This window comes from Curtobacterium sp. NPDC090217 (assembly GCF_044746705.1).
Classification (GTDB): Bacteria; Actinomycetota; Actinomycetes; order Actinomycetales; family Microbacteriaceae; genus Curtobacterium.
The window spans coordinates 397,273-423,834 of record NZ_JBIVCR010000002.1; the positions used below are offsets into that span (position 1 = coordinate 397,273).

Annotated in this window: 27 protein-coding genes; 19 read left to right on the top strand and 8 right to left on the bottom strand. The window is 71.6% G+C overall.

Annotation, left to right across the window (positions count from 1 at the left end; all coding sequences use genetic code 11):
* Nucleotides 1-316 precede the first annotated feature (316 nt).
* Complete coding sequence (locus tag ACIPJ2_RS09530; protein WP_402728612.1) at nucleotides 317-967, top strand: tyrosine-protein phosphatase; 651 nt, start codon at nucleotides 317-319, stop codon at nucleotides 965-967.
* 68 nt (nucleotides 968-1,035) lie between these two features.
* On the opposite strand, the gene ACIPJ2_RS09535 is transcribed toward ACIPJ2_RS09530, so the two are convergent.
* Entirely contained in the window at nucleotides 1,036-2,007 is a 972-nt protein-coding gene (locus ACIPJ2_RS09535) for an aldo/keto reductase (protein ID WP_402728613.1), read from the bottom strand.
* Nucleotides 2,008-2,140: 133 nt separating this feature from the next.
* On the opposite strand from ACIPJ2_RS09535, the gene ACIPJ2_RS09540 reads away from it, so the two are divergent.
* The gene (locus ACIPJ2_RS09540; RefSeq protein ID WP_402728614.1) at nucleotides 2,141-3,109 is read left to right on the top strand and encodes a beta-ketoacyl-ACP synthase III; all 969 of its coding nucleotides are present in this window, start codon (nucleotides 2,141-2,143) and stop codon (nucleotides 3,107-3,109) included.
* Between the two features lie 99 nt (nucleotides 3,110-3,208).
* Here the strand turns inward: ACIPJ2_RS09540 and ACIPJ2_RS09545 are convergent, their stop codons facing one another.
* Nucleotides 3,209-4,090 carry a hypothetical protein gene (locus ACIPJ2_RS09545; RefSeq protein WP_402728615.1) on the bottom strand — a complete coding sequence of 294 codons (882 nt, stop codon included), beginning with the start codon at nucleotides 4,088-4,090 and terminating at the stop codon, nucleotides 3,209-3,211.
* Between the two features lie 39 nt (nucleotides 4,091-4,129).
* Between ACIPJ2_RS09545 and ACIPJ2_RS09550 the strand changes: the two genes are divergently transcribed.
* Complete coding sequence (locus ACIPJ2_RS09550; RefSeq protein WP_402728616.1) at nucleotides 4,130-4,927, top strand: hypothetical protein; 798 nt, start codon at nucleotides 4,130-4,132, stop codon at nucleotides 4,925-4,927.
* Here ACIPJ2_RS09550 and ACIPJ2_RS09555 read toward each other — a convergent pair.
* Entirely contained in the window at nucleotides 4,894-6,336 is a 1,443-nt protein-coding gene (locus tag ACIPJ2_RS09555) for a helix-turn-helix domain-containing protein (protein WP_402728617.1), read from the bottom strand. The two genes, ACIPJ2_RS09550 and ACIPJ2_RS09555, sit on opposite strands and share 34 nt — an antisense overlap.
* A 156-nt stretch (nucleotides 6,337-6,492) precedes the next feature.
* Between ACIPJ2_RS09555 and ppsA the strand changes: the two genes are divergently transcribed.
* Entirely contained in the window at nucleotides 6,493-8,916 is a 2,424-nt protein-coding gene (ppsA, locus tag ACIPJ2_RS09560; RefSeq protein ID WP_402728618.1) for a phosphoenolpyruvate synthase, read from the top strand.
* Here the strand turns inward: ppsA and ACIPJ2_RS09565 are convergent.
* The 5 genes from ACIPJ2_RS09565 to ACIPJ2_RS09585 form a co-directional block, all read right to left on the bottom strand.
* Nucleotides 8,888-9,817 (bottom strand): hypothetical protein, encoded by a 930-nt coding sequence (locus ACIPJ2_RS09565; protein ID WP_402728619.1) that lies wholly within the window; start codon nucleotides 9,815-9,817, stop codon nucleotides 8,888-8,890. The genes ppsA and ACIPJ2_RS09565 overlap by 29 nt on opposite strands.
* A gap of 293 nt (nucleotides 9,818-10,110) precedes the next feature.
* Nucleotides 10,111-10,503 carry a flagellar assembly protein FliW gene (gene fliW / locus ACIPJ2_RS09570; protein ID WP_402728620.1) on the bottom strand — a complete coding sequence of 131 codons (393 nt, stop codon included), beginning with the start codon at nucleotides 10,501-10,503 and terminating at the stop codon, nucleotides 10,111-10,113.
* Entirely contained in the window at nucleotides 10,500-11,381 is an 882-nt protein-coding gene (gene flgL / locus ACIPJ2_RS09575; RefSeq protein WP_402728621.1) for a flagellar hook-associated protein FlgL, read from the bottom strand. Before flgL ends, fliW begins: the two co-directional genes overlap by 4 nt.
* A 2-nt stretch (nucleotides 11,382-11,383) precedes the next feature.
* Nucleotides 11,384-12,805 carry a flagellar hook-associated protein FlgK gene (gene flgK / locus ACIPJ2_RS09580; RefSeq protein ID WP_402728622.1) on the bottom strand — a complete coding sequence of 474 codons (1,422 nt, stop codon included), beginning with the start codon at nucleotides 12,803-12,805 and terminating at the stop codon, nucleotides 11,384-11,386.
* Between the two features lie 3 nt (nucleotides 12,806-12,808).
* On the bottom strand, nucleotides 12,809-13,294 hold the full coding sequence (locus tag ACIPJ2_RS09585) for a flagellar protein FlgN (RefSeq protein ID WP_402728980.1): 486 nt from the start codon (nucleotides 13,292-13,294) through the stop codon (nucleotides 12,809-12,811).
* A 428-nt stretch (nucleotides 13,295-13,722) separates the two neighbouring features.
* Here ACIPJ2_RS09585 and ACIPJ2_RS09590 point away from each other — a divergent pair, with 428 nt between their 5' ends.
* The 15 genes from ACIPJ2_RS09590 to ACIPJ2_RS09660 all read left to right on the top strand — a co-directional run bounded on the left by ACIPJ2_RS09590 (nucleotide 13,723) and on the right by ACIPJ2_RS09660 (nucleotide 26,561).
* Nucleotides 13,723-14,541 (top strand): sigma-70 family RNA polymerase sigma factor, encoded by an 819-nt coding sequence (locus ACIPJ2_RS09590; RefSeq protein ID WP_402728623.1) that lies wholly within the window; start codon nucleotides 13,723-13,725, stop codon nucleotides 14,539-14,541.
* Between the two features lie 125 nt (nucleotides 14,542-14,666).
* Entirely contained in the window at nucleotides 14,667-15,824 is a 1,158-nt protein-coding gene (locus tag ACIPJ2_RS09595; protein ID WP_402728624.1) for a flagellin, read from the top strand.
* 124 nt (nucleotides 15,825-15,948) lie between these two features.
* Complete coding sequence (fliD, locus tag ACIPJ2_RS09600; RefSeq protein ID WP_402728625.1) at nucleotides 15,949-17,334, top strand: flagellar filament capping protein FliD; 1,386 nt, start codon at nucleotides 15,949-15,951, stop codon at nucleotides 17,332-17,334.
* Nucleotides 17,335-17,347: 13 nt separating this feature from the next.
* Nucleotides 17,348-17,782 (top strand): flagellar export chaperone FliS, encoded by a 435-nt coding sequence (gene fliS / locus ACIPJ2_RS09605; RefSeq protein ID WP_402728626.1) that lies wholly within the window; start codon nucleotides 17,348-17,350, stop codon nucleotides 17,780-17,782.
* Nucleotides 17,772-18,104 carry a hypothetical protein gene (locus ACIPJ2_RS09610; protein ID WP_402728627.1) on the top strand — a complete coding sequence of 111 codons (333 nt, stop codon included), beginning with the start codon at nucleotides 17,772-17,774 and terminating at the stop codon, nucleotides 18,102-18,104. The genes fliS and ACIPJ2_RS09610 overlap by 11 nt, the downstream gene beginning before the upstream one ends.
* A 151-nt stretch (nucleotides 18,105-18,255) precedes the next feature.
* Entirely contained in the window at nucleotides 18,256-18,600 is a 345-nt protein-coding gene (locus tag ACIPJ2_RS09615; protein ID WP_402728628.1) for a flagellar basal body protein, read from the top strand.
* Nucleotides 18,597-18,992, top strand: coding sequence for a flagellar basal body rod protein FlgC (locus tag ACIPJ2_RS09620; RefSeq protein WP_194625857.1), 396 nt, complete (start codon nucleotides 18,597-18,599; stop codon nucleotides 18,990-18,992). The genes ACIPJ2_RS09615 and ACIPJ2_RS09620 overlap by 4 nt, the downstream gene beginning before the upstream one ends.
* Nucleotides 18,992-19,321: a flagellar hook-basal body complex protein FliE gene (gene fliE, locus ACIPJ2_RS09625; RefSeq protein WP_281264427.1), complete on the top strand. Its 330-nt coding sequence runs from the start codon at nucleotides 18,992-18,994 to the stop codon at nucleotides 19,319-19,321. Before ACIPJ2_RS09620 ends, fliE begins: the two co-directional genes overlap by 1 nt.
* Entirely contained in the window at nucleotides 19,321-20,991 is a 1,671-nt protein-coding gene (fliF, locus tag ACIPJ2_RS09630) for a flagellar basal-body MS-ring/collar protein FliF (RefSeq protein WP_402728629.1), read from the top strand. The genes fliE and fliF overlap by 1 nt, the downstream gene beginning before the upstream one ends.
* A complete protein-coding gene (gene fliG / locus ACIPJ2_RS09635; RefSeq protein WP_402728630.1) occupies nucleotides 20,988-22,022 on the top strand; it encodes a flagellar motor switch protein FliG in 1,035 nt (344 codons plus the stop codon). Before fliF ends, fliG begins: the two co-directional genes overlap by 4 nt.
* Entirely contained in the window at nucleotides 22,015-22,632 is a 618-nt protein-coding gene (locus ACIPJ2_RS09640; protein WP_402728631.1) for a hypothetical protein, read from the top strand. The genes fliG and ACIPJ2_RS09640 overlap by 8 nt, the downstream gene beginning before the upstream one ends.
* Nucleotides 22,629-23,957 carry a FliI/YscN family ATPase gene (locus ACIPJ2_RS09645; protein WP_402728632.1) on the top strand — a complete coding sequence of 443 codons (1,329 nt, stop codon included), beginning with the start codon at nucleotides 22,629-22,631 and terminating at the stop codon, nucleotides 23,955-23,957. Before ACIPJ2_RS09640 ends, ACIPJ2_RS09645 begins: the two co-directional genes overlap by 4 nt.
* Complete coding sequence (locus ACIPJ2_RS09650; protein WP_402728633.1) at nucleotides 23,957-24,397, top strand: flagellar export protein FliJ; 441 nt, start codon at nucleotides 23,957-23,959, stop codon at nucleotides 24,395-24,397. The genes ACIPJ2_RS09645 and ACIPJ2_RS09650 overlap by 1 nt, the downstream gene beginning before the upstream one ends.
* Nucleotides 24,394-25,101, top strand: coding sequence for a C40 family peptidase (locus ACIPJ2_RS09655; RefSeq protein ID WP_402728634.1), 708 nt, complete (start codon nucleotides 24,394-24,396; stop codon nucleotides 25,099-25,101). Before ACIPJ2_RS09650 ends, ACIPJ2_RS09655 begins: the two co-directional genes overlap by 4 nt.
* Nucleotides 25,098-26,561: a flagellar hook-length control protein FliK gene (locus tag ACIPJ2_RS09660; RefSeq protein ID WP_402728635.1), complete on the top strand. Its 1,464-nt coding sequence runs from the start codon at nucleotides 25,098-25,100 to the stop codon at nucleotides 26,559-26,561. Before ACIPJ2_RS09655 ends, ACIPJ2_RS09660 begins: the two co-directional genes overlap by 4 nt.
* Nucleotide 26,562: the final 1 nt, after the last annotated feature.

The following is a 26,562-nucleotide window of genomic DNA, read 5'->3' on the forward strand; positions in this document are numbered from 1 at the left end:
GACCCTCTCGAACGACGGCCCCCGCGTCCGCGCGGGGGCCGTCGTCGTGCGTGGGGGGGGCGAGGTGCGGGCGAGGGTGCGGGCGTTTGTCGACTCGGAACGACATCGTCGCTGTCGTACGACATCGGCGTTGTCGTCGGTTCGCACCCGCGGATGACGGCGTGCGCAAGGAGCGACACGATCGTCGTCGTACGACAGCGACTTCGTCGTTCCGAGTCGGGCGGCGCGGGTGCTGGTGGGGCGGGCGGCGCGGGCGGCGCGCGGGGCGGGCGCGGGGGCGGGCGGGCGCCAGCGCGTGCTGTGGGAGGGTGGGAGCATGACGACGACGTCGATGCTGACCAACCTCCGCGAGGTCGGGGGAGCTGGGTTCCAGGACGGCCGCGCGCGCCGGGTGTACCGCGCGAACACCGAGCCGGACCTCCCCGCGAGCGTGTACCCGACCGGGGTCGCCGTGGTGGACCTGCGGCGGGACGACGAGATCGCGCGGGTCCCGCATCCCCTCGCGAGCGATCCCGGCTACCGGGGCGTGCCGCTCTTCGACCCGTCCACCGTCGAGTCAGGGGCGGACGCCGTGCAGCTCGAGGAGCAGTACGTCGACTGGCTGACCCGGCACAGAACGGGGATCGCAGACGCACTCCGGGCGATCGCCGACACCGACGGGGACGTGCTGGTCTGCTGTTCAGCGGGGAAGGACCGCACCGGGGTCATCAGCGCGCTGCTGGCCCGGCTGTGGGGAGCGTCCATGGACCGCGTCGGCGAGGACTACGCAGCGAGCGCGGACGGACTCGCGGAGCGGTTCGCCGCCGAACGCGCGGTGAGCACCGACCCCGAGGCGACGGCCGTGGCGCAGCGATGCGTCCCGGAGGTCATGACGACGGTCATCGGGCACCTGGAGCGGCGCTGGGGCAGCGTCGAGGACTACCTGCGGTGGATCGGGCTGACGGAGGACGAGATCCGCGCGCTCTGAACGCGACCACATGACGGGAAGCTCGGTGCGCGTCCGACGTGCACCGAGCCTCCCGTCCGTGGTTCAGCTCACCAGGCGTAGTCCTCCGGCGAGGTCTTGTGCCCCGGGAAGATCTCGTCGAGGCGCGTCAGCGCCGACTCGTCGAGACGGATGTCGACGGCGTTGACGGCCGACTCCCACTGCTCCATCGTGCGCGGTCCCGTGATCGGCGCCGTGATGCCCGGCTGGTGCAGCAGCCAGGCGAGTGCGAGCTCGCCGGGGGTGTGGCCGAGTTCCTTCGCGAGCGCTTCGTACGCCGTCAGCTGGTCGCGGTGCCCCTCGACGTACTCGGCGCTCCGGCCACTCAGCCGCCGGGAGCCCTGCTCGGTCTTCTCGATGATGCCGCCGAGGAGACCGCCCTGCAGCGGCGACCACGGGATCACGCCGAGGCCGTAGTGGCGGGCGGCCGGCAGGACCTCGCGCTCGACGTCGCGGACGACGAGGTTGTAGATCGACTGCTCGCTGACGAGTCCGAGGAAGTTGCGGTGCTTCGCGGCCTCCTGCGCGTGCGCGATGTGCCACCCGGCGAAGTTCGACGAGCCGACGTAGAGCACCTTGCCCTGCGCGACCGCGATCTCCATCGCCTGCCAGATCTCGTCCCAGGGGGTGTCACGGTCGACGTGGTGCATCTGGTAGAGGTCGATGTGGTCGGTCTGCAGACGTCGCAGCGACGCGTCGAGGGCCTGGCGGATGTTGTACGCCGACAGCTTCCCGCCGTTCGGCCAGTCGATCATGTCGCCGTAGACCTTCGTGGCGAGGACGGTCTTCTCGCGTCGGCCGCCGCCCTTCGCGAACCAGCGGCCGATGATCTCCTCGGTGGCACCCTTGCCCACCGAGCCGCCGTAGCCGTTGGCCGTGTCGAAGAAGTTGACGCCGAGCTCGTGCGCCCGGTCCATGATGGCGTGCGAGTCGTCCTCGCTGGTCTCCGGTCCGAAGTTCATCGTGCCGAGCACTGCTCGCGACACCGACAACCCTGTCCGTCCGAGGTGTGTGTAGTCCATGGGTCGTGTCTACGCCGCCACGGCCGGACCGTGAGAGGCCCTGCGAGTACCGGTCACGGACCCCGTCCCGGGTTCTCCACGTGTATTCCGGCGGGGGAATGCGGAGGTCGCGGGGAGGGGTAACGTGCGGGAGATGATCACCCCTGCACCGCTGCGCGGCAGCCGGATCCTCGGGTTCGGCCACCACCAGCCCTCGCGCGTCCTCACCAACGACGAACTCTCGACGATGGTCGACACGAACGACGAGTGGATCGTGACCCGGACCGGGATCCGCACGCGACACATCGCCGGGCCCGACGACACCGTCACGTCCATGGCGACCGAGGCCGGTCGTGCCGCCCTCGCCGACGCCGGGATCGACCCCACCGACGTCGACCTCGTCATCGTCGCGTCGACCACGCACCGCGACCGTGCGCCGTACACGGCCGGTCGGGTCGCCGCGGCGCTGGGCATGTCGAACGGACCCGCGCCGATCGACATCAACACCGCGTGCAGCGGCTTCGAGTACGCCATGGCCCTCGCCGACCAGGCGATCCGCACCGGCTCGGCCGACACCGTGCTCGTCATCGGGTCGGAGCTGCTGTCCGGGATCGTCGACTGGACCGACCGGTCGACCTGCGTGCTCGTCGGCGACGGAGCCGGTGCGGCGGTCGTCGGTGTCTCCGACACGCCGTCGATCGGGCCCGTGTCCTGGGGAAGCGTGCCGCACCTGGAGCAGGCCGTGCTCGTGTCCGGCACGCCGGAGCGCTTCTCGCAGGAAGGCCGCTCCATCTACCGCTGGGCCATCACCGAGGCCGAGGGACACGCCCGCCGGGTCGTCGAGCAGGCTGGACTGACGATGGACGACATCCAGGTGTTCGCGTTCCACCAGGCGAACCTGCGGATCATCGAGCCGCTCGTCGCAGCACTCGGTGGCGAATCGAAGTTCGTGATCCGGGACGTCGTCGAGTCGGGGAACACCTCGGCCGCGAGCGTGCCGCTCGGCCTGTCGAAGGCCTGGGCGCGCGGAGACCTCCCCGAGGGCGTCCCGGCGCTGCTGTTCGGGTTCGGCGGCGGGTTCGCCCACGCCGGGCAGGTCGTGATGACCCCGACCAGGTCGTGATCACGCCGGTCCGCGCGCGCTGACCGGGCTCGCGCGGACGGCGGACGGGAGGCTCGTGGCGGGGTCGCCACGAGCCTCCCGTCCGCCGTCCGGTCGCGCTCAGAGCGCGGTGTCGGGCCGCTTGCTGTCCTGCTGCCCGTCCGTGCTCCCGCCGCGGCGGCGCCACGGCAGCTGACGCTGCTTCGGCTCCTGCTGCTGCAGGACGATCGGGAAGTGCGCCGGCGGCAGACCGAAGCCGGTCCGCGAGGCCTGGATGACCCGACGGCCGAGCGCGTGGTTGCCGAGCCCCCCGACAGCAGCGCCGATGCCGAACGGCAGCGCCCGACCGAGCATCGACGTGCCCTGTCGTGCGGCGAACCGCTTGATGAACATGTCCCGGACCTGCCCGCCGATCCCGCTCACGACCTGCTTGGGCATCGACGAGGTGACCATCTCGCCCCAGAACGCCGTGCGTGCCTGGCCACCGGCGGCCTGTCCGGCGAGCTGCTTGATGAGCTGCGTGCCCGGCGTGCCGAGGATCATCGCCATCACCAGGGTGCGTGAGCGCTCGGGGTCGTCGAGGGCGATGCCGTGCACCTCGGTGACCGACTGTGCGAAGAGTGCCGTCGTCTCCAGGAAGCCCATCGTCTCCACGCCGGTCAGCCCGAAGCTCGCGGCGACGCCGATGCCCGGGATCACCGCGCTCGCACCGACGGCAGCGCCACCGGAGGTCACAGCGGTGAGGTAGTGCCGCTCGAGGATCTGGATGACCTCTGCGGGAGAGGCGTCGGGGTGGCGGCGTCGGACACCGTTGACGTGCGCGACGACGACGGGACGCTGCACGTCGAGGAGGCGATCGAGCCAGCGCTCCCAGCCCTTCGCGGTGGTGGGGAGTTTCGCGCTCGTCGTCGTGGAGACCTCCGCGCTCGTCGTCCGGTCGACCGGGGCCTGGGGGAGCGGGACGATCGCCTGGTCCGACTGGTGGTTCTGCTTCGGGGCCATGGCCGCCACGCTACGCCGGGCATGTGGGAGGCTCGCTGGGTGGACCATCTCGTGCCTGCCTCGTCTCCGGAACACGCGCTCGACGAGGTCCGTCGTGCCGCAGGGTTCCTCACCGTGCGAGAGACCGCTGCGCTCGCGCCCCGCGTCGCGGTGCTCGATCCTGGGTCGGTGCTCGTCGGCCGCGGCGTGGTGCTCGCCGACGACGTCGTGCTGTACCCCGGCGTGGTGCTCGAGACCCGCGGGTCCGGGTGTGTCGAGGTCGGGGCAGGAGCCCGGCTCGGACCCGGCGCGGTCGGTGTCGTCGCGGACGGCGGCACGGTACGCATCGGTGCGCATGCGCAGATCGGGCCGGGTGCCGTGACGATCACCGCTTCGGAGGGTGCCGACGTGGTGGTGGGGGCCGGGGGCCGCGTCCTCGGCGGTGCGCAGGTGGAGGGACCGGCACAGATCGGTGACGGCGCGCAGGTGCTCGGTTCGGTGGCGGTGCGGGACGTCGTGCTCGACGGGGGCGGGACGCACGCGGAGCCCGATCCGGACCGTCGGGGGGCCGTGGTGAAGGGGGCGGGGCGGGTGCACGGTGCGCGGCTGGCGGTCGGTGAGGTCGTGGCGGTCGGGGCGGGGCCGTGGGTGGTGGAGCGGCAGCGGGCGTACCACCCGGGTGCGGCTGGCGAGCCGGGTGGGGCTGGCGACTCGGGTGGGGCTGGCGACCCGGGTGCGGCTGCTGGCGCGGGCGCGGGTACGGCTGCTGACGCGGGTACGGCTGCTGACGCGGGCGCCGCTGCGGCTGGTGACGTCGCCGTGTCTCAAGATGCGGCGTGCCGGTCGAGGAACGCGTAGACCTCCCCGTCGTCGACCCCGGGGAAGCGGCCGGACGGCAGCGGCGCGAGGATCTGCGCGTGCAGCCGCGCGCTCGGCCACGCCGACCCCGCCCACCGGTCCTCGAGCGCTCGTGACGGCCGCCGGCAGCACTGCTCGTCCGGGCAGCGCGAGGTCTCCCGATGCGTCGTCTCCCGCCCGCGGAACCACTTCGCGTCGTCGAACGGCACGCCGAACGTGATCGAGAACCCACCCTCCGGTGTCGATCCGGTCTGCGTCGAGCACCAGAACGTGCCGGTCGGGGTGTCCGTGTACTGGTGGAACTCGGTCGTCCGGTTCGCCCGGTCGCCCGCGCGACGTGCACCCCAGCGACGACAGACGACCTGGCCCTCGACGGCACCGGTGACGTCGACGGGCAGCGGGAGTCCGTCGTTCTCGTACGCCTTGTAGACCGCGCCGTCGTCACCGACGCGGAGGAAGTGCACGCGCATGTCGAAGTGCCGCGTCATGAGGTTCGTCATCCGCAGCGCCGCGGCTTCGTGCGTGACGCCGAACGCGTCGCGGAAGTCCTCCACCGCCAGGTCCTTCGCGCGCTTCGCCTGCCCGAGGAACGCCACCGCTTGCGCTTCGGGCATCAGACAGCACGCCGCGAAGTAGTTGATCTCGAGCCGCTGTTGCAGGAAATCGGCGTACGAGTGCGGCGGCCGGTGCCCGAGGATCCGGTGCGCCATCGCCTGCAGCGCCATCGAGCGGAGGCCGTGTCCGCCGGGGATCGACGACGGCGGTAGGTAGATGCGGCCGTTCGCGATGTCCGTGACGCTCCTGGCCGATCGGGGGAGGTCGTCCACGAAGAACAGGTCGAATCCCATGGTCTCTGCCATCCGGCTGACCTCCCGGTGGGTGAGGGCACCGGACGAGTGGCCGACGGAGCGCACGCACTCCTCGGCGATGGCCTCGATCTCCGCGATGTGGTTGTCTCGTTCACGCATCCGGGCACGCTGCTCGGTGTTCCCGCGCCGTGCTGCCTCCGGTGTCGCGATGGCCTCGGACGCCCGCCGTTCGAGCTCGCGATGGAGGCCGACCAGCGCCCGCAGGGCATCGTCGCCGAGGCTCCGCCCGGGGCGGACGGTCGGGAGGCCGGTGGCCGCGTAGACGGGGGCGGCCTGCGCCCGACGGAGTTCCAGTTCCAGGGCAGCACGGTCGTTCGGCGGTTCGTCACGGAGCAGGTCGGTCACCCCGACGCCGAGGGCATCCGCGAACGCCTGGAGCTCGGACACGCGTGGTTCGCGCCGTGCGTTCTCGATGAGGGAGAGGCGGCTCGCGCTCATGCCGAGCACGGCGCCGAGAGCATCGAGCGTCAGACCCGCCGTCGTCCGGTAGTGGCGGATCCGGGCGCCGAGGAGGCCGGCGCGGTCCAGGTCGTCGTCCATGGGCTCACGGTACGCGCGGCTCCACGTTCCGGCAAGAAGTGCCGATCTTGACAGCGTTCTCGAGACTCTTGGGTGCTGTCCGGCCGTGAGACTGCTTCCACAGCGCGGTCTTGACGACCGGGCGGTGCAACGACGACCTGACGAAAGGCGCCACCGATGACCATCACCGAAGCACCCCGAACCACCGCCACGACCGTGGACGTCGTGTCGTTCGACGCAGTCGGTCTCGAGGACCTGGCGGCGGTCGGCGGCAAGAACGCGTCGCTCGGGGAGCTCATCCGCTCGCTCTCCTCCGCCGGCATCCGCGTCCCCGACGGCTTCGCGACGACCGCCGCCGCGTTCCGCCGGCACCTGGCGACGTCCGGGCTCGAGCACTGGATCGCACGGCAGCTGGAGGGCCTGGACGTCGAGGACACCCGAGCGCTCGCGCGTGTCGGCCGGGCCGTCCGGGAACGGATCGCGACGACCGATCTCGGCATCGCGTTCGAGCTGTCCGTCCGCGCGGCCTTCGAACGCCTGACTCGAGGAATGCCGGACGGCGTCAGCTTCGCGGTGCGGTCGAGCGCGACCGCCGAGGACCTGCCCGACTCGTCGTTCGCCGGGCAGCAGGAGACGTTCCTCAACGTCCGCGGTGTCGAGTCGGTGCTCGAAGCGATCCGGCAGGTGTTCGCGTCGCTGTACACCGATCGGGCCATCGCCTACCGCGTGCACCGCGGGTTCGTGCACGACGAGGTCGCGATCTCCGTCGGTGTGCAGCGCATGGTGCGGTCCGACCTGGCCGCATCCGGGGTGATGTTCACGCTCGACACCGAGACCGGCTTCGACCGGGCCGTCTTCGTCACGAGCGCGTTCGGACTCGGTGAGGGCGTGGTCCAGGGCGCGGTGAACCCGGACGAGTTCACGGTGTCGAAGACGGCGCTCGCGGCGGGCCGACCGGCCGTGCTCTCCCGGCTCGTCGGAGCGAAGGCGACACGGATGGTCTTCACCGAGGACACCGCCGTCGGACGGACCACCGCGTTCGTCGACACCGACCCGCTCGACCGTCGACGATTCTCGCTCACCGACGCCGAGGTCACCGAACTCGCGCGGACGGCCGTGGCGATCGAGCGGCACTACGGCCGCCCGATGGACATCGAGTGGGGCAAGGACGGACTCGACGGACAGCTCTACGTGCTGCAGGCCCGGCCGGAGACGGTGGCGTCCCGGTCCCTCGCCGGTGTCGTCGAGCGGCACCGCCTTGCCGCGGCGCCAACGGAGGCACCGTTGCTGGAGGGCCGGGCGATCGGCGCGCGGATCGGTGCCGGCCCGGTGCGAGTGCTCGCATCCCCGCACGAGATGCACGAGTTCGAGGAGGGCGAGGTACTGGTCGCCGACATGACCGATCCGGATTGGGAGCCGGTGATGAAGCGAGCGTCCGCGATCGTGACGAACCGCGGTGGGCGCACCTGCCACGCCGCCATCATCGCCCGTGAGCTCGGCATCCCCGCCGTCGTCGGGACCGGCTCCGCGACGTCCGTGCTCACCGACGGGGACGCCGTCACGGTGTCCTGCGCGGAGGGCGAGACCGGGCGGGTGTTCCCCGGGATGCTCGACGTCGTCACAGAACGGGTCGAGGTCGATGCCCTGCCGGACCTCGGCGTCGACCTGATGCTCAACGTGGGGTCGCCGGAGCAGGCGTTCGGGTTCCAGGCGCTGCCGAACGCGGGCGTCGGGCTCGCGCGGATGGAGTTCGTCGTCAACCGGCAGATCGGTGTGCACCCGAAGGCGCTCCTGCACCTGGCCGATCAGCCGACCGAGTTGCGCGAGCAGATCGAGGACCGCATCGCGGCGTACGGGGCGCCGCGAGACTACTTCGTGCGCCGACTCGCCGAGGGCATCAGCACGCTCGCGGCGGCGTTCGACCCGAAGCCGGTGATCGTGCGGCTGTCGGACTTCAAATCGAACGAGTACGCGCACCTGCTCGGTGGCGCGGCGTACGAGCCGGACGAGGAGAACCCGATGATCGGGTTCCGCGGCGCCGCCCGGTACCTGTCGGACGACTTCGCCGAAGCGTTCGCGCTGGAGTGCGAGGCGATCCGGACGGTGCGGGACGTGATGGGGTTCACGAACGTGCGGGTGATGATCCCGTTCGTCCGGACGGTCGAGGAAGCGTCCGGCGTCGTCGAGCGCATGGCGTCGAACGGACTGGTCCGTGGACGCAACGGGCTGCAGGTCGTGATGATGTGCGAGATCCCCTCGAACGCGCTCGACGCAGACCGGTTCCTGGACCATTTCGACGGCTTCTCGATCGGCTCGAACGACCTGACGCAGCTGACCCTCGGCGTCGACCGGGACTCCGGCATCGTCGCGGAGTCGTTCGACGAGCGGAACCCGGCCGTGCTGCGCCTGATCGACATGGCGATCGATGCCTGCCGTGCTCGCGGCGCCTACGTCGGCATCTGCGGGCAGGGGCCGAGCGACCACCCTGACCTCGCCGAGCACCTCATGGCGCGCGGCATCAGCTCGATGTCGCTCAACCCCGACAGCGTCGTCGAGACGTGGCAGCGTCTGGCTACCGGAGTGGAACGCCAGCACGGATGAGCGCGGCACGGATCACCTCCGGGTCCATGAGATCGGCCCAGCTGAACCGGATGACCGTTCGAACTTCTGGGAAGGAGCGCACGAAGTCTTCTCGACGCTTCTCGTCCCAGTGCGCTTCGGCGGCGGCAGCTCCGTCCCCGTACTTGGCACGCCCGTCCACCTCGACGACGACGCCCTGCGCCGGGAACCAGAAGTCGACGACGGCGCGCCGAACACCTGGTCGTGCGAAGACGTGCTGCTGGACCGGTTCCGGTGTCCCGAGCTGCCGGAACCGGACCCGTGCGATGGATTCCGCGGGGGAGTCCGACAATGACGACGCCATCTCGATGGCCACGCGGGCACGGTGCACGGCGTTCGGCGGCGCCGCCGCGAGTTCGTCGAGGAGCATCTCCGGGAACACCTGACGTGCAGCCAATGCCGCGTCGAGCATGGGGACCGACACGAATGCAGGTTCGGTCGCAGCGACGTCGACGAGCGTCCGGACGAGCGCCGTCACGTGCGCGCCGCAGAACTCCGTCGGCATCGTCGGTGGGCTGCCGGCGTACCGGGGAACCGGGCCGGTCCGATCGGCTTCGACGTGCACGCTGGTCAACCGTGTCGCGTCGGCGTGGGTCCGTCGCGGATCCGTGACCTGCACCTTTGCCGGAGGTGGGGAGACGAAGGGCAGATCGTGGACCGCCGCCGCGGACGCGTGCGAGATCGCCCGCGGTGGGCGGATCATCGAGGCGGTGGCGCGGAGGAGCAGCAGGTGCCGCGCTTCCGGTCTGAGGGCGTCGAGGGCGTCGGGTTCGACGAGGACCCCCGGGCGCACCGCGACGAGTTCGCCACGGCGAGCACGACGCTGGAGCGCGCGTCGCTCGGCGCTGTCGTGGTCTGCGGTGCGGATCAGTGGTGTCTGCATGACGTGATCGTGCATGCGGAAACGATCCCGCTCGTGACCTGCCCACGGGGCGGAGGCGAGTCGATCTGTGGACGACGAGCCGAGCCTCCAGGCTGTGGAGGGTTCGTGCGTGCGCAACCTGCGACAACGTCGATGTCGTACGACAGCGACTCTGTCGCAACCCCGCGTGTGCAACTGTTGCGCACGCCGCCCAACGACAGGATCGCTGTCGTACGACAGCGATCCTGTCGTTCCGAGTCGGAATCCGGGCAGGGGAGCCGGGAGCCAGGAGCGGGGAGCCAGGAGCAGCCCCCCTACCGCCGGGCGAGCTCCGCGCGCAACGGCAGGTCCTGGTCCTCGAGGATGAACTGCGCGCCGACCGACGTCCGCGCGTTCACCACGACCGGCGCGAGCAGGTTCACCGTTGTGCCGGCGTCACCCGGGGTCGCCACGACGAGGAGCATCGCGTCCGACGGCGCGGTCAGCCCGATCGTCGCCGCCTGCTCGTCGGACAGCGCCGGCGCGTAGTCGGGCAGGTGCACCGCTGCGTCGAGCAGGAACATCTTCGGCGCGGACACGCCGGACGCGGTGGTCCCCGCACCGACGAGCGTGAAGAGCCCGTCGGCACCCGAGACCGGCGTCAGCGTGAACGCGACGAGGGGCTCGAGACCGAACGGTGCGACGGCGAAGGTGAGGTCGATGTTCATCGGAGGTAGTCCATCAGAGTCGGCTGCAGGACCTTCGCGGTGACGGCGAGGGCTGCCTGGTAGTTGGTCTGCTGCACCTGCAGGTCGAGGACGGCCTTCGCGAGGTCCTTGTCCTCGATCGACGAGCGGCGTCCCTCGAGCGTCGTCGACGACGACTTCAGGGAGTCCTGCGCGGCGATCGCGGCTGCGTGCCGGACACCGACGTCCGCCTGCGCGCCGCGCACCGTCTGGAGGTGCGCGTCCACGTCGTTGATGCGGGGGTTCACGTTCACGCCGTTCTGCAGGTCACCGACGATCGAGTCGATCATCGAGAACACGGAGGTCGACCCGGAACCGAACACCGCAGCCCCGGAGGTGTCGACCCGCACCGTGGTCCCGTCGCCGATGCGCCGGTCGACGGTCGCGGTGGACGGCGCCCACCCGGCGGCGGGGTCGTACGCCGTCGACGAGGTCGAGGACCCGGCGAAGACGGACCGGGCACCGTACGTGGCGTTCGCGCTCGCGGCGAGGTCCGACGACAGCGCCTGGAACTGGGTGACGAACGCGTCGCGGTCGGTGTCGCTCATGGTGCCGGAGTTCGCCGCCTGCACGGTGAGGTCCCGCACCTTCGAGAGGACCGAGTAGACGTCGCCGAGCGCGCTGTCGGTGTTCGCCAGCCACCCGACCGCGTCGTTCGCGTTCCTGGTGTACTGCGCGTTCGCGGCCTGCTCCTTGCGGACCTGCATCGACGACGCGGTGCCGACCGGGTCGTCCGACGGCTTCCCGATGTTCTTCAGGGTGGTGGCCTGCTCGGTGAGCTGTGCGAGCTTGGCGGCACCGGCCTGCAGCCGGCTCGTGGCCGCTGCCATGGACATCTGGGTGGTCACACGGGTGATCACGGTCATCCCCTCCCGACGAGGCCGACGCGGTTGATGAGGGTGTCGAGCATCTCGTCGACGGCCGTCAGGACACGTGCCGCGCCCTGGTAGGCGTGCTGGTAGCTGAGCAGGTTGACGTTCTCCTCGTCGAGGTCGACGCCGGCGCCCGACTGCTGCTGGGTGCGCGCGTTGGTGAGGGCGAGGCCGGTGAGCGTCGCCTCCGACGTCGCCGAACGGGAGGCCGTGCCCACGCCCGCCACGAACGTCGCCCACGCCTTGTCGGGTGCGTCCGCGGCCTTCCCCAGCTCGCCGAGGGCGTCCGCCACGGAGCCGTCGTACTCGCCGGCCGCGTTCCGCGTCGCGATGCCGCCGGCGTCGGTGGGGACGACGGTGAGGCCCTGCGCTGCCGGGACGCCGGCGGTGAGCGCGAAGAAGGCGGCACCGGTGGTCCCGTTCGCCGTCGTACCGGTGGCGTGCACGGCGTTCACCTGTGTGGCGATCGTCGTCGCGATCGCGTCGTACGCGGCGGACGCCTGCGCGAGCGCACCGCCGGTGCCGTTCGCGTTCGCCGGTGCCAGCAGGGACACGTTGCCGGCGATCGATCCGCCGTCGAGGGCGACGGCCGAACCGGAACCTGAGGTCCAGCTGAGGGTGACCGGCGCGCCGTCCGCGAGCCGGGTCCCGCCGCCGAGCGCGACCGAGCGGGCATCCGAGCCCTGCACCAGCGGGTTGCCGCCGATGAGCACGTCGACGGTGCCGTCGGCGTTCGCGCGGGTCGTGCCCCCGGCGAGGGAGGCGATCTGCTCGGTGAGCTGGTCACGCTGGTCGATGAGCTCGTTCGCGTTACCGCCACCGGCGAGTGCGGTGCGGATGCGGCCGTTGAGGTCGGCAACCTGTTTCGCCGCGTCGTTGAGCTGCGACACCTGTCCGGCGACGGTGCCGCGCACACTGGTCCACTGTGCGTCGACGGCCTTCGACCCGGCGGCCAGGGTGGACGCGACGGTCTTCGCGGCACCGAGCAGCGCGGTGGACGCACCCGGGTCGTCGGTATGCGTGGAGAGGTCGCCCCACGCTGACCAGAAGTCGTCGAGCTTCGCGGAGAGCCCGTCGTCGCCCGGTTCGTTCAGCCCGGTCTCGAGTTGGTCGAGTCCGGCTGCCCTGGCCGTGGCGTACGCGGAGGACCCGGCAGCGGCGCGGACGCCGGCGTCGAGCGTGAGGGAGCCGAGTCGTGCGATGCCGTCGACGGAGACGCCCTGTCCGGCGAGGGCCGCCGTCCCGCGCATGAAGCCGGTCTGCGCCGCGGGGATCGACGTCTGCGTGACGCGCTGGCGGGTGTACCCGGCGGTGCCCGCGTTCGCGATGTTCTGCCCGGTGACGTCGATGCCGGCACGTGCTGCGGCGAGGCCGGAGTACGCGGTGGCGAGCGAGCCGAAGGTGCTGACCATCTTCTACAGGGTCCCGTCGAACAGTCGGGCCTCGCCCGTCGCGTGGCCCGAGGTCCCGGTGGCGTCGTACGTCGCGGTGTCGCCGACCGTGCCGGCGAGGGTCTCCTCGGTGGCCTGCGCCGCGGTCCGGAGGAAGCGGTCGTTCTCGTCCCGCAGGGCCCCGATCTGCGTGGTCAGCTCGACCATCGCGTTGAGGTGCGACGCGAGGATCTCGCCCCACGGGCCACCAGGCGCCGCGGCGACGACCTCGCGCAGGGGAGCGTCGGGGTCCACGCCCCACTCCTCGGCGACGGCGGCGCTCTCCGCGCTCCGTTCGAGTCCGGTGGCGCGGAGCCGTTCGAGCACCTGCTCGACCTCGCGGCTGGCGTGCGACACCCAGCGGGAGCGCCCGGCGGCGAGCAGCAGCTGCTCCTCCTCGAGCTTGAAGGTGAGCAGTTCGAGCAGTTCTCGTTCGCGCCAGAGCACGGCGGACAGGTCGTTCACGCTCATCATCTCCTCCCGGTGTCGGTCCGACTGTGTGTCGGTCATCCTGCGGACAGCGGGGACTATCGGCAGCCCGGGGTGCCCCGTAAGCGCGACTCCGGCGGCGGCGGGGCACGAGTCGGCACGGTCTCCTCCCGGTGCCTCCACTCCGGGGGACAGGAACGACCGTTCCCGCACTCGGGTCCCCCCAAATGCCGACCGGGGAACACCCCGTGTCCCCCCGCTTTGGGGACGTGTGAGGGGGTGTTCAGGGCTTTGCCAGCCGATACATTCAGAACGCACCCCGGGGGACAAACCGGAACGCGTCGCAGGGACGCGGGTGCACCGCCCGGAGGATCCGGGCGGGTTTTCGGCGTACCGACCGGCCTCCACGCGGCCGGTCATCGCCGCGCCCACGGACGGGTCACACCAGTCGAGACGACCAGGGGATCAGCATGGACCGCACCGAACGCAACGCGATGATCGTCGAGCACCTCCCGCTCGTCGGCTACATCGTGTCCGACGTCCGGGCACGTGCCACCCACCTCGACCGCGACGACCTCGCCGCCGTCGGTTCGCTCGCGCTCGTCGCGGCCGCCGACGCCTTCGACCCCACCCTCGGCGTGCCGTTCGGCGCGTACGCTCGCACCCGCATCACCGGCGCGATCGCCGACGACATGCGCTCGGCGGACTGGGCGAGCCGCGGCACCAGGAAGCGCATCCGCGAGGCCCTCGCGACGCAGGAGGCGCTGTCCTCCCGACTCGGTCGCACGGTGTCCGTGCAGGAGATCGCCGACGTGATGGGTGTCGACCGCCAGACGGCCGCCGACGCGATGAGCGACGCCGGCCGGGTCGTGACGCCGATCGACGAGACCGTGCACGACACCGTCGCCGCCGACCTGCCGCTCCCCGGCGAGGACCTCGTCGAGGCCGAGCGGCGCCGCTACCTCCGTGCTGCCGTCGAGGCACTGCCCGAGCGGATGCGCTTCGTCGTTGAGGCCGTCTACTTCGGGGACCGCTCGGTCACAGACGTCGCCGCCGAGCTCGGCATCACCCACTCCGCCGTGTCCCAGCAGCGCTCCGAGGCGATGCGGCTGCTCCGCGACGGTCTGGCCACGCACTACGGCGACGGCGGCGAGACCCCGGAGCCCGTGTCCCGTACCACCGCGGCTCGCAGGAGCGCGTACCTGGCGAAGGTCGCCGCGAACGCCGCGGTCGGTGTCGCCCGTGCGGTGCAGGACGCCGCGACCGGCCACCACGTGGTCGCCAGCTGAGCCGTGGGAACCGCTCGGAGAAATCCGGACGGTTTCCCTAACGCCTCCGGCCGCCCGGCCGAGAGGACACCATGTCAGCCCACGGACGGGCTGACGAAGACCCAGATTTCACGGAGGAAACCACCATGGGTATGTCCATCAACACCAACCTCTCGGCACTCAACACGTACCGGAACCTCAACTCGACGCAGAACGACCTGTCGAAGTCCCTCGAGAAGCTCTCGTCGGGTCTCCGCATCAACCGTGCTGCCGACGACGCGGCCGGTCTGTCGATCTCCGAGGGGCTGAAGTCCCAGGTCGGTGGCCTCACGGTCGCCGCCCGCAACGCGCAGGACGGCATCTCCGTCGTGCAGACCGCTGAAGGTGGCCTCACCGAGACCCACTCGATCCTCCAGCGCATGCGCGACCTGGCCGTGCAGGCCGGCAACGACTCGAACAACGCGACGTCGCGCGAAGCGATCAGCACCGAGGTCGGGCAGCTGCAGAAGGAACTCGGCCGCATCTCGCAGTCGACGAACTTCAACGGGATCAACCTGCTCGACGGCTCCGCCGGAACGGCCAAGGACGGCAAGCTGCTGTTCCAGGTCGGTGCGAACGGTGACGCCAGCAGCCAGATCGCGGTCGACCTGTCCGGCGCCAACGTCGCGAACATCGCGAAGGCCCTCTCCGCACCGAACGGCGAGACCTTCACGCCGACCGACACCACCGCGCTCGCGACCTCCGCCACCTTCACCTCGGCGAAGGACGGCGTCAGCACCGCGGTCACCACCGGCACCCTCGCGGCCGGCACGGGGACCGGTGGCGCGTACGCCGACACCAAGGAGTACGCGGCCGCACTCAACGCCGACAGCAAGTTCTCCGGTGCCTTCACGGCCACGGCGAGCGACGACGGCACGGCGATCACCATCGTTGCGAAGGACGGCGGGACGGTCACGTCCGACGACGCCGCCCTGGACAACGGCGTGGCGAGCACCGCCAAGGGCATCAGCTTCGGCTCCGCAGCCGAGGCGCAGGCGGCGATCAAGACGATCGACGACCAGATCGCCAAGGTGTCCGCGGCTCGCTCGGACCTCGGTGCCATCCAGAACCGCTTCGACCACGCCATCAACGTGACGAACGTGGCCAAGGAGAACCTCACCGCCGCCGGCTCGCGCATCACCGACGTCGACATGGCGGAGGAGATGGTCAAGTACACGCGCGACAACATCCTCAGCCAGGCCGGCACGTCGATGCTCGCGCAGGCGAACCAGAGCACGCAGGGCGTCCTGTCGCTGCTCCGCTAGTCGCAACACGCTCTGACGGGCCCGTCTCGTCGCAGCACGCTCCGCCCCCGCCGGCCCTTCGGGTGCCGGTCGGGGCGGAGCACCCCTCGTCCCGTCCACCAGCAGCCAGCAGGGAGCCCCGGCGATGTCCAGTCTCGGGATCGACGGCCTCGTCAGCGGCCTCAACACGACCGACCTGATCAACTCGCTGATGACCATCGAGCAGGTCCCGCAGACCCTGCTCAAGACGAAGGTCACCTCGACCAACTCGTTCATCTCGTCCCTGCAGACGATCAACGGCCTCTTCCAGAGCCTGGCGACGAAGGCCACCGCGGCCGCAGCACCGACGTCCATGTCGCTGTTCACGGCGACGAGCTCGTCGTCCTCGGTCACGGCGAGCACGGGAAACGGGGCCGCCACCGGCTCGGTGTCCTTCACCGTCGACGCCACGGCCGCCGCCAAGGTGGGCGTCACCGCCGCGATGGCGACGTGGTCCGATCAGGCGTCACCGCTGACACTCGTCAAGCCGGACGGCACGCAGGTCGAACTCGCTCCGGCGTCCGGCTCGCTCGACGACACGGTGTCGGCGATCAACAAAGCTGCGGCGGGCGTCACGGCGACCAAGGTCGCATCCGGCACCGCGGCCGACGGCACGAAGCTCTACCGCCTCCAGGTCTCGTCCAACGCGACGGGTGCGGCGAACGGCTTCTCGCTGTTCCGCGGGAGCGCCGCCGACGTCGAGGCCGGCACCGCGATCGACGTGTTCACGCAGCCCGGGGCCGCCGTGGTCCGTCAGGCCACCGACGCCGCGGTGACGCTGTACACGGGGACCGCCGCCGCGCAGACGATCACGAGTGCGTCGAACAGCTTCGCCGACCTGCTCCCCGGCGTGTCGGTCAGCGTCAGCACGACGTCCGCCGACCCCGTCACGGTCACGATCGGCCGGGATGCCGCCAAGGCGCAGTCGGTCGCCTCCGGTCTCGTCGACGCCTTCACCGCGATCTCGTCGTACTACTCCCAGAACACCGGAGTGACGAGCACGACGAGCCCCACCACGGGGACGACGACCACCACCGCAGGGGTGCTCCTCGGGGACGCCACGACCCGTTCCGCGATGCAGCGGGTGGGCAGTGCGATGTCGACCCCGGTGAACGGCACGTCGCCGTCGACGATCGGCATCGTCATCCAGAAGGACGGCACGTTCGACTTCGACCAGGACGTGTTCCAGAAGGCCCTGGCCGCCGACCCCGCAGGGACGCAGGCCATCCTGTCCGGGGTCGCGCAGAACGTCGCCGACGCAGCCAACGCGGCGAGCGACAAGTACACCGGCTCCATCACCACCTCGATCACCGGGCAGCAGTCCGTGGTCAAGGACCTCAACGACCAGATCGATGCCTGGACGGACCGCCTGAGCATGCGTCGAGCGACGCTGCAGGCGCAGTACACGGCGCTCGAGACCAGCCTCAGCTCCCTGAAGTCGCAGTCGAGCTGGCTCACCAGCCAGCTCTCCACGTTGTCGACGTCGAGCTGAGCGAGGAGACACCATGTACGACAAGAACACCGTGCGCCGCCGCGCGCAGTACACCAGCGAGGCCGTCCTCTCCGCGACGCCGGCACAGCTCGTCACGATGCTCTACGACCGGCTGCTCCTCGACCTGCACCGTGCAGAGGCCGCGCAGACCACGAACGACTGGGACGCCGCGCGCGAGCAGCTCCTGCACGCCCAGGCGATCGTCGGCGAGCTGTCCGCGACCCTCCGCATCGACGCGTGGGACGGCGGCGAGGGACTCCTGGCGATCTACAACTACGCGTCCACCTCGCTGATCACGGCGAACGTGCACCGGGACGTCCAGGCGACCCGCGACTGCATCCGGATTCTCGAGCCCCTGCGACAGTCCTGGCACGACGCCGCGGCCGCCCTGCCGGCGACGCCGGCACCGGCGCAGCACACGATCGGCGGAGCGCTCGGTGTCGCCTGAGCAGACCACGGACGACGAGCAGACGGGGCCAGACGAGCAGACCACGCGCGACGAGCAGCGGGCCGCTTGGGAGGCCGTGCTCACGTCCCTGGAACAGGCGGCGGTCGCCGACGACCCGGCCCCGTGGCACGAGCCGGCCGGGCTGGGACCGGTGCCGCGGGACCTGGTGGGGCGGGCCTCCCGGCTGCTCGCCGCGCAGCGCGACCGCATCGCCGTCCTCGAAGAGGAACGACGCAGCACGCTCGAGCACCTCGGGGCGCTCCGCGCCGTCGACGCGACGCGCGAGCCGCAGCGCTCGGTGTACCTCGACGCCTCCGCCTGAGCCCCCCGTTCGGGGCAACCGCTAACACCCCGGGACCCGCGCTCCGATAGCGCCCGACGAGCACGGATCGCTCGACCACCCGGCCACGGATCGGCCACCACCGCACGGTGTCGTCGCACAGGACGACGGCACCTTGACGAGGGGAACCTCCGTGTTCGATTCCGTGACGTCGGCGGCGCTGCAGAGCGCGCTCGACGGGCTCTCGATGCGCCAGCGCGTGATCGCGAACAACATCGCGAACATCAACACCACGAACTACCACGCCGAGAAGGTGCAGTTCGAGGACGCCCTCGCCAAGTCCGTCGTCGAGGGCAACGGCAGCACGACGCCGACCATCGCGCGCAGCCTCGAGCCCACGAACACGAACGGCAACAACGTCAACCTCGATGAGGAGACGCTCTCCAACATCGACACGGTGCTCCGGTACCAGTTCGCCACGCAGGCGATGAACTCCGAGCTCACCAGCGTCCGTGCGGCGATGCGGACGAACTCGTGACGACCTTCGACGCGATCGGGATCGCGAGCACCGGCCTCACCGTGCACCGGAAGTGGCTCGACGCCATCTCCGACAACATCGCCAACGTCAACACCGTCAAGTCGATGGACGACACCGCGTTCCAGGCCCGGTACGTCGAGGTGCAGGAGGGCAACGGCGTCTCCGGCGCCTACGTCAAGGGCGCCGCGTTCGGCAGCGCCGCCGGCCGGGTGACCTACGACCCGGACAACCCGCTCGCGAACGCCGAGGGGTACGTCCGCATGCCGGACATCGACCTCGGCACGCAGATGGCGGACCTCATCATGGCCCAGCGCGGCTACCAGGCGAACGCCGCCGTGGTCGACCGTGCCAAGACCGCCTACGAAGCGGCACTGCAGATCGGGAAGAACTGATGCCCATCGACGCCGTGAACGGTGTGACCACGAACGCCCTCTCCGGGGTGTTCGGCACGAACCAGGCCACCACGCCCGCGACCACCGCCGAGCCCACCACTGGTACCGACGGGTCCTTCGCCGCGAGTCTCGGCAACGCCGTCGACGGACTCCAGGAGCTGCAGAGCACGTCGAAGACGCTCGCGCTCAAGGCCGTCACCGGCAACCTCGACGACATCCACGACGCCACCATCGCGTCCACCCGTGCGCAGGTCACGCTCGAGCTCGTTGCAGCCGTGCGCAACAAGGGCGTCGACGCCTTCAACGAGATCATGAGGATGCAGGCCTGATGCCCGCCGCACTGCAGAACGTCTTCGGCCGCCTCGGCGCCTACGTCAAGGGCTTCTCCGCCGCCCAGCGCACCATCGCGATCCTCGGCGTCGCGGCGCTCGTCCTCGGCGGCATCGCGCTCGCGTCCTGGCTCGGCAAGCCGTCGTACGCGCCGCTCTTCACCGGGCTGGCCGCTGCGGACGCGAGCTCGGTCACGGACCAGCTCACCACCGACGGTGTGCCCTTCCAGCTCACCGACGGCGGGGCGACCATCCTCGTGCCGCAGTCCGCGGTGTACACCGAGCGGCTCAAGGCGGCGTCGAACGGCCTGCCGTCGTCGAACGAGGGCGGATACTCGCTGCTCGACAAGATGGGCGTGACGAGCTCCGAGTTCCAGCAGGACGTCACCTACAAGCGCGCGATCGAGGGCGAGCTCGCGAAGACGATCTCGGCGATGGACGGCGTGCAGACCGCCACCGTGCAGCTCGCGATCCCGGAGAAGTCCGTGTTCGTGTCCGAGGAGAAGGACCCGACGGCGTCGGTGTTCATCGCCACGAAGAACGGCGTCCAGCTCACCACCGACCAGGTGCAGTCGATCGTGCACCTGACGAGCGCCGCGGTCGAGGGCATGCAGCCCACCGACGTGTCCGTCGTCGACGCGAAGGGCCAGACCCTGTCCGCCGTCGGCACCGGCGCGACCGGATCGGGTGCCGACCAGGCAGCGGACTACGACGCGTCGACGTCGAAGAAGATCCAGGACCTGCTCGACACGACCCTCGGAGCCGGCAACGCCAGCGTCGTCGTGTCCGCGACGATGAACCAGAACACCGGGACGCGCACGTCGGAGTCGTACACGACGCCGACTTCCGGACCGGTCGCGCTCAACGAGTCGTCCACGAAGGAGCAGTACGGTTCCGGCGCCGGAGCGTCCAGCGGCGCGACGGGCGTCCTCGGCCCGGACAACATCGCCGTCCCGAACGGCTCCGCGACGAGCGGCACCGGTGACGGCGGCTACACGAACGAGTCGGCGACGAAGAACAACGCCGTCGACCACACCACCGAGACGACGCAGATCCCGTCGGGTGGCGTGCAGCGCCAGACCGTGTCGGTCGCGCTGAACAGCAAGGCGACGTCCGTGCAGGACGCGAACCTGCAGAGCATCAACGACCTCGTGTCCGCCGCTGCTGGTGCCGACACCGCCCGTGGGGACCAGGTGAAGGTCGCGATGATGGACTTCGACACGAGCACCGCCGACGAGGCCGCGAAGGCGCTCAAGGCACAGCAGGAGGCCGACCAGCAGGAGGCGATGTGGTCGGCGATCCGCACCGCCGGCATCGTCATCGGCATCGCTCTGGCCCTCATCGCGCTGATCATCGTGCTGGTCAAGCGCGGTCGGCGGCAGGAGCGCGAGAGCGTCGACGTCGGCGAGCTCGACGCATTCGGGAGCGCGTTCGAACTGCCGCTGGCGGTCGATGCAGCCGAGCAGCGCGCCGGGCTCTCGTCCGCCGGCGACGCCCCGACCGTCGCGCTGCCGACGCTGCCGCACGATGACGCCCCGACCGAGGTCCTCACGACCGACGAGATCACCGCCGAGCGCCGCCGTCAGGACATCTCCGCCCTCGCCGAGCGCGACCCGAAGCGCACGGCCGAGCTCCTCCGCGGGCTCCTCGACGACCGGACCACGGTGTGAACGCCGCCGCCCCAGCGTCCGGCGACCGCGCGTTGACCGGTGCGCAGAAGGTCGCGCTCATCCTCATGCAGATGGAGACCGAGCGTGCCGCCGAGGTGATGAAGCAGTTCTCCGAGCTCGAGGCCGAGGAGATCTCCGCCGAGATCGTCCGGATGCGCCGGGTCGAGGACACCGTCGTCGACAAGACGCTGACCGAGTTCCACCGGATGACGCTGACCGGCCGCACACAGCGTCGAGGCGGCAAGGAGACCGCGCTCGGGCTCCTCGAGGCGTCCTTCGGTGCCGAGCGCGCCGCGGGTGTCATGGACCGGCTGGCCTCGAACCTCGCCGGGCAGTCCTTCGACTTCCTCGACGACGCCGAACCAGGCCAGATCATCACCCTCCTCGAGGGCGAGCTCCCGCAGACCATCGCCCTCGTGCTGGCACACCTCAAGCCCGCCCAGGCGAGCGCCGTGCTCGCCGGGGTCGACGAGCGCGCCCGCACGGACGTCGCGCAGGCGTTCGCCACGATGGGGTCGGCGACCCCCGAGGCGGTCGGCATCGTCGCGGGCGTCCTCCGGCAGCGCGCCGGCGCCGTCGTGTCGCCGCGCGAGAGCATCGAGGTCGTCGGAGGCATCCAGCCGCTCGTGGACATCATCAACCGATCGGACGTCGCGACCGAGAAGGCCGTGCTCGACGGTCTCGAGGCGCGCGACCCCGAGCTCGCCGAGGACATCCGTTCCCGGATGCTCACCTTCGAGGACATCGTCAAGCTCGAGGCGCGGGACATCCAGCAGGTGCTCCGCGGCATCGACTCGAAGATCCTCGCCACCGCGATGAAGGGCGCTGCCGGACCGGTCGTCGAGACCATCCGCGCCAACGTCTCCGAGCGCAACCGCGAACTGCTCGACGACGAACTGCAGGCGATGGGCCCCGTCCGCGTCTCGCAGGTCGAGGAGGCGCGCGCCGAGGTGGTCCGCTCCGTCCGCGAGCTCGAGGCGCAGGGCGTCATCACCGTCCACCGCGCGGAGGAGGACGAGCTCGTTGAGTGACACCACCTTCGAACGGGTCGCGTTCCCCGTCGTCGCCGACGCCGGGCTCCGTGACCGCGTCGCCAGCGCCGAGGTCCGCGGGCACTCCGCCGGGTACGCAGCAGGGCTCCGGGCCGCGCAGGCCGAGACGGACGCACTGCGCGCCGAGCTCGCTGCAGCGCACGACCACCGCGCCGCGCAGCTCGAGGCCGAGACGGCCAGGCGGCTGGCCGTGCTCGGCGCAATGACCGACGCGCTCGTCGCGCGCACGGTGCCGGTGCTGGAGTCGGCGGAGCGATCCGTCGTGGAAGCCGCCGTCGAACTGGCCGACGCCGCCGTCGGGTACGCGATCCGGTCCTCCCGTCCGGTCCTGGAGGCCGGGGTCGACTCCGGCGCGGAGGCGACGGTCCGCCGTGCGCTCGCGTCCGTCGACCACACGGTCGCGACCGCCGTGCGGCTCAGCCCGGCCGACGCCGGGGCGGTCGCCGGACTGGACCTGCCGGTCCCGGTGCGCGCGGACGCGACCCTCGCCGACGGCGACGCGGTCGTCGACCTGCCGGACGGCATCCTCGACGCCCGCATCGGTGTCGCACTCGCCCGCGCCAAGGACGCGCTGGGGGTGACCGCATGACCGCGACGCTCCTCCGTCCGCGCGGCCTCGACGCCGCCGTGGCCCTCGCCGCACCGCAGCGCGTCGGCGTCGTCACGAGCGCCGTCGGCCTCGGGCTGACGATCGCCGGACTCGACGCGCGCATCGGCGAGGTCGTCCTCGTCGGGCACGACGACGGACCGCAGACCGCCGTGGAGGTCGTCGCGACGGACGCGACGGCCGTCCGCTGCATGCCGCTCGGGCGCCTCACCGGGATCACCGCCGGGACGCCGGCTCGACCCACAGGGCGCCCGGTGCTCGTGCCGACCGGACACGGCCTGTTCGGACGGGTGCTCGACGGCCTCGGCCGCCCGATCGACGATCGTGGCCCGCTCGACGCCGACGACTGGGTGGAACTCGACCACGCGACGCCGAACGCCATGGCGCGCACGCGCATCGACACGCCGATGCAGCTCGGGGTCCGGGTGCTCGACACCCTGACGACCGTCGGGCGCGGGCAGCGCATGGGCCTGTTCGCGGGGTCCGGCGTCGGCAAGTCGTCGCTGCTGTCGATGATCGCCAGGGGGAGTGACGCGGCCGTCAACGTCATCGCACTGGTCGGGGAGCGCGGCCGCGAGGTCCGGGAGTTCCTGGAGGACGACCTCGGTGCCGAGGGCCTCGCACGCTCGATCGTCGTCGTGTCCACCTCGGACGAACCAGCACTCATGCGTCTGCGTGCCGCGTTCGTCGCCACCCGCATCGCGGAGTCGTTCCGCGACGCCGGGCAGGACGTCGTGCTGATGATGGACTCGCTCACCCGTGTCGCGATGGCGCAGCGTGAGATCGGGCTCTCGGTGGGGGAGCCGCCAGCCACCAGGGGCTACCCGCCGTCGACGTTCTCGGTCCTCGCCGGCCTGCTCGAACGCGCCGGCACCGACCGCGTCGGGAGCATCACCGGGCTCTACACGGTGCTCGTCGACGGTGACGACCACAACGAGCCGATCGCCGACTCCGCGCGGAGCATCCTCGACGGGCACGTGGTCCTCGACCGGAAACTCGCCGTGACGGGGCACTTCCCGTCCGTGGACGCCCTCGGGTCGATCTCCCGCGTGGCGTCGAAGGTCACCACCGACCACCAGCGCGCCGCTGCGACGGGCCTGCGGAAGGTGATGGCCGCACGGAAGGCCGCGCAGGACCTGCTCGACGTCGGGGCGTACCAGCGCGGGACGAACCCGCTCGTGGACGCGGCTGTCGACCACCAGGACGCGATCGACGCGTTCCTCCGCCAGGGCATGGACGAGCGTGCGACCGCGGACTCGTCGTGGGATCGCCTCGGAGCACTCGTCCAGCAGCTCGGGGGTGTCTGATGGCGCGCCGCTTCCCGCTCGCCGGGCTCCTCCGACTCCGGCACGCGGAACAGGACCAGGCCGCAGCGGTCCTCGCCGCCGCGAACGAACGCGTCCGTGACGCCGCCGACGCCCGGATCGCCGCGCGCCGGAACCTGAGCGACCAGGAGGCCGCGATGCCGATCGAGGACGCCGCGACCCTCAGCGCGGTCGCCGCAGCTCGTGCCGCGACCCGCGGGATGCTCGAGGAACTCGACGCCGTGGTGCAGCACCGTCGCGCCGACGCCGATGCCGCGCAGGGGTCGTACAACGCCGCCCGTCGCGCGGCGCTCGGGCTCGAGAAGCTCGAGACGCAGCACGACTCCCGTGTCGCGGCCGAGGATCTGCGCACCGAACAGACCACCCTCGACGAGATCGCGGCACGGAGCCCGCGCGACCTCGGGAACGGAGACGGCCGATGAGCCTCGACACCGTGCTGAGCCGGATCTCCGAGATCCGCTCCCAGATCGACACGCTGCAGAGCGGGACCGCCACGTCGACGGCGGCCACGTCGACGTCCTCGGCCGACTCGGCGGCGTCGTCGACGGCCTTCGCATCGGCACTCGCCGAGGCCTCGGGCACCGCCGCACCGACGACCGCCCCGGCCACGTCGGTCGACGCGGGCAAGGGGACCGTCGCCACCGGCAGCGGTGCGACCGGGGACGACGTGGTCGCCGACGCGAAGAAGTACCTCGGCGTGCCCTACGTGTTCGGTGGCACGACGACCTCGGGCATGGACTGCTCCGGACTCGTCCAGACCGTCTTCAAGGACCTCGGCGTCACCATGCCGCGCGTCGTGCCGGACCAGGCGAAGATGGGCGTCGCGGTGCCGTCGCTCGCGCAGGCGCAGCCGGGCGACCTGATCATCCCGAAGGGCGAGGGCCACGTCGTCATCTACGTTGGCGACGGAAAGGTGCTGCACGCGCCCCGCCCCGGCAAGGACGTCCGCATCGTCGACAACTGGTACAAGGACTCGGACATCGCGACCATCCGGCGCATCGTGCCGTCGGCCCAGGACGCCGCCGCGACGAAGGCCGCCTCCGCTGCCGGGGCCGGTTCGTCCGGGACCGACCTGCAGACCGCTGCCCTGATGTCCCTGCTGCAGTCCGGGAGCGCCGCCGCATGACCATGACGTTGCCCACCGCCCAGGGTGCGCCCATCGCTGCGGCGCCCGCCCGTGCCGGCTCGTCCGCGAAGGACGACCCCGCAGCGAGCACCGGGTTCGCCGCCGCGCTGACCGCCGCGGACGCCGCAGCGCCTGCCGCCGGGCGTGGTCCGGCGAGGGGCGAGGACGGACGTCCGACGGCGAGCACGACCAGTGCCGAGTCCGGTGCTGCCGCCGACGCCACGCAGCTCTCCGCGGGCCAGCCCGTACCGTCGCAGACCGTGCCGACGCAGCCCGTGCCCGGGCAACCCGCACCCGCAGCCGCGGATGCCGGTGCCCTCGCCGCGCTCCTCGGTCTCCCGGTCGCCGCGCCCGCCGCGGCGCCGTCGGCCGCCGCTGCCCCGAGTCTCGCGGCCGACGGCGCCGCGAGTCTCGCGGCCGACGCCGCCCCGAGTCTCGCGGCCGACGCCCCGAGTCTCGCGGTGGGCGACGGTTCTCGGGCTCGGGAGCGCGAGAACGGTCGCGTGGCCCGAGACTCGGCCGCGGAGCTGGCGGGTGCGGCGATGCCGGCGTCCGGGCGCGCCGCGCAGCCGAGTCTCGCGGAGGGCGACACCCATCGGGCTGCGCAGGGCGAGAACGGTCGCGCAGCCCGAGTCTCGCCCGGCGGCGCGGCTGCGGCCGTCAGCGCGGCTGCGGCCGGCACGGCGCCGAGCGACCCGGCGCCGGTTGTCGCTGGCGGCCTCCCGGCCACTCCGGCCACCGGCGCGCCGAGCCTCGTGCCGAGCGACACTCTTCGGGCCGCGCACGCCGAGAACGGTCGCGCAGCCCGAGTCTCGCCCACGGTCACCGCACCGACCGCACCGACCGCACCGACTCCCGCGGCCGGGCCGACGACCGCGCCGCAGCACGGGGCGGACGCGATCGTCCGCACCCAGGGCGAGCCGAGCCTCCAGGCCAGCCCCACCGGACGGACGCCGGAGGCGACCTTCGCGCTCCCGGCACCGACGGCCACCGCACCGACCACCACCGCACCGACCGCCGCACCCGCTGCCCAGCCGGCACCGCTCGCACAGCAGCTCGCGCGGCCTGTCTTCACGCTCGCGCAGGCCGGCCACGGGGATCACGTGGTGACCGTCCAGGTCGTGCCGGACACGCTCGGCCCGGTCACCGTCCGCGCGCACGTCACGGCGCAGGGGATGCACGTCGAGCTGTTCGCCGCCTCCGACGCCGGGCGCGACGCCGTGCGGCAGGTCCTGCCCGACCTCCGGCGCGACGCGGCCACCACCGGCGTGGCGACGACGCTCGACCTGTCGTCGCAGAACCACCCGGATCGCCAGGCGGGCGAGTCCGCCGGTCGCGACGGGCGGCCGGCCGCCGGTCCGCCGGTCGGCGACGACCTGGAGGCCCGACCCGCCTCCGCCAGGACCCTCCGGTCCGTCCCCTCCACCGTCCGCACCGCGGGACTCGACGTCCTCGCCTGAG

Coding starts and splice junctions, on each gene's coding strand:
- ACIPJ2_RS09530 (WP_402728612.1), top strand. CDS start 317: ATGACGACGACGTCGATGCTGACCAACCTCCGCGAGGTCGGGGGAGCT.
- ACIPJ2_RS09535 (WP_402728613.1), bottom strand. CDS start 2,007: ATGGACTACACACACCTCGGACGGACAGGGTTGTCGGTGTCGCGAGCA.
- ACIPJ2_RS09540 (WP_402728614.1), top strand. CDS start 2,141: ATGATCACCCCTGCACCGCTGCGCGGCAGCCGGATCCTCGGGTTCGGC.
- ACIPJ2_RS09545 (WP_402728615.1), bottom strand. CDS start 4,090: ATGGCCCCGAAGCAGAACCACCAGTCGGACCAGGCGATCGTCCCGCTC.
- ACIPJ2_RS09555 (WP_402728617.1), bottom strand. CDS start 6,336: ATGGACGACGACCTGGACCGCGCCGGCCTCCTCGGCGCCCGGATCCGC.
- ppsA (WP_402728618.1), top strand. CDS start 6,493: ATGACCATCACCGAAGCACCCCGAACCACCGCCACGACCGTGGACGTC.
- ACIPJ2_RS09565 (WP_402728619.1), bottom strand. CDS start 9,817: ATGCAGACACCACTGATCCGCACCGCAGACCACGACAGCGCCGAGCGA.
- fliW (WP_402728620.1), bottom strand. CDS start 10,503: ATGAACATCGACCTCACCTTCGCCGTCGCACCGTTCGGTCTCGAGCCC.
- flgK (WP_402728622.1), bottom strand. CDS start 12,805: ATGGTCAGCACCTTCGGCTCGCTCGCCACCGCGTACTCCGGCCTCGCC.
- ACIPJ2_RS09585 (WP_402728980.1), bottom strand. CDS start 13,294: ATGAGCGTGAACGACCTGTCCGCCGTGCTCTGGCGCGAACGAGAACTG.
- ACIPJ2_RS09590 (WP_402728623.1), top strand. CDS start 13,723: ATGGACCGCACCGAACGCAACGCGATGATCGTCGAGCACCTCCCGCTC.
- ACIPJ2_RS09595 (WP_402728624.1), top strand. CDS start 14,667: ATGGGTATGTCCATCAACACCAACCTCTCGGCACTCAACACGTACCGG.
- fliD (WP_402728625.1), top strand. CDS start 15,949: ATGTCCAGTCTCGGGATCGACGGCCTCGTCAGCGGCCTCAACACGACC.
- fliS (WP_402728626.1), top strand. CDS start 17,348: ATGTACGACAAGAACACCGTGCGCCGCCGCGCGCAGTACACCAGCGAG.
- fliE (WP_281264427.1), top strand. CDS start 18,992: ATGCCCATCGACGCCGTGAACGGTGTGACCACGAACGCCCTCTCCGGG.
- fliF (WP_402728629.1), top strand. CDS start 19,321: ATGCCCGCCGCACTGCAGAACGTCTTCGGCCGCCTCGGCGCCTACGTC.
- ACIPJ2_RS09645 (WP_402728632.1), top strand. CDS start 22,629: ATGACCGCGACGCTCCTCCGTCCGCGCGGCCTCGACGCCGCCGTGGCC.
- ACIPJ2_RS09650 (WP_402728633.1), top strand. CDS start 23,957: ATGGCGCGCCGCTTCCCGCTCGCCGGGCTCCTCCGACTCCGGCACGCG.
- ACIPJ2_RS09655 (WP_402728634.1), top strand. CDS start 24,394: ATGAGCCTCGACACCGTGCTGAGCCGGATCTCCGAGATCCGCTCCCAG.
- ACIPJ2_RS09660 (WP_402728635.1), top strand. CDS start 25,098: ATGACCATGACGTTGCCCACCGCCCAGGGTGCGCCCATCGCTGCGGCG.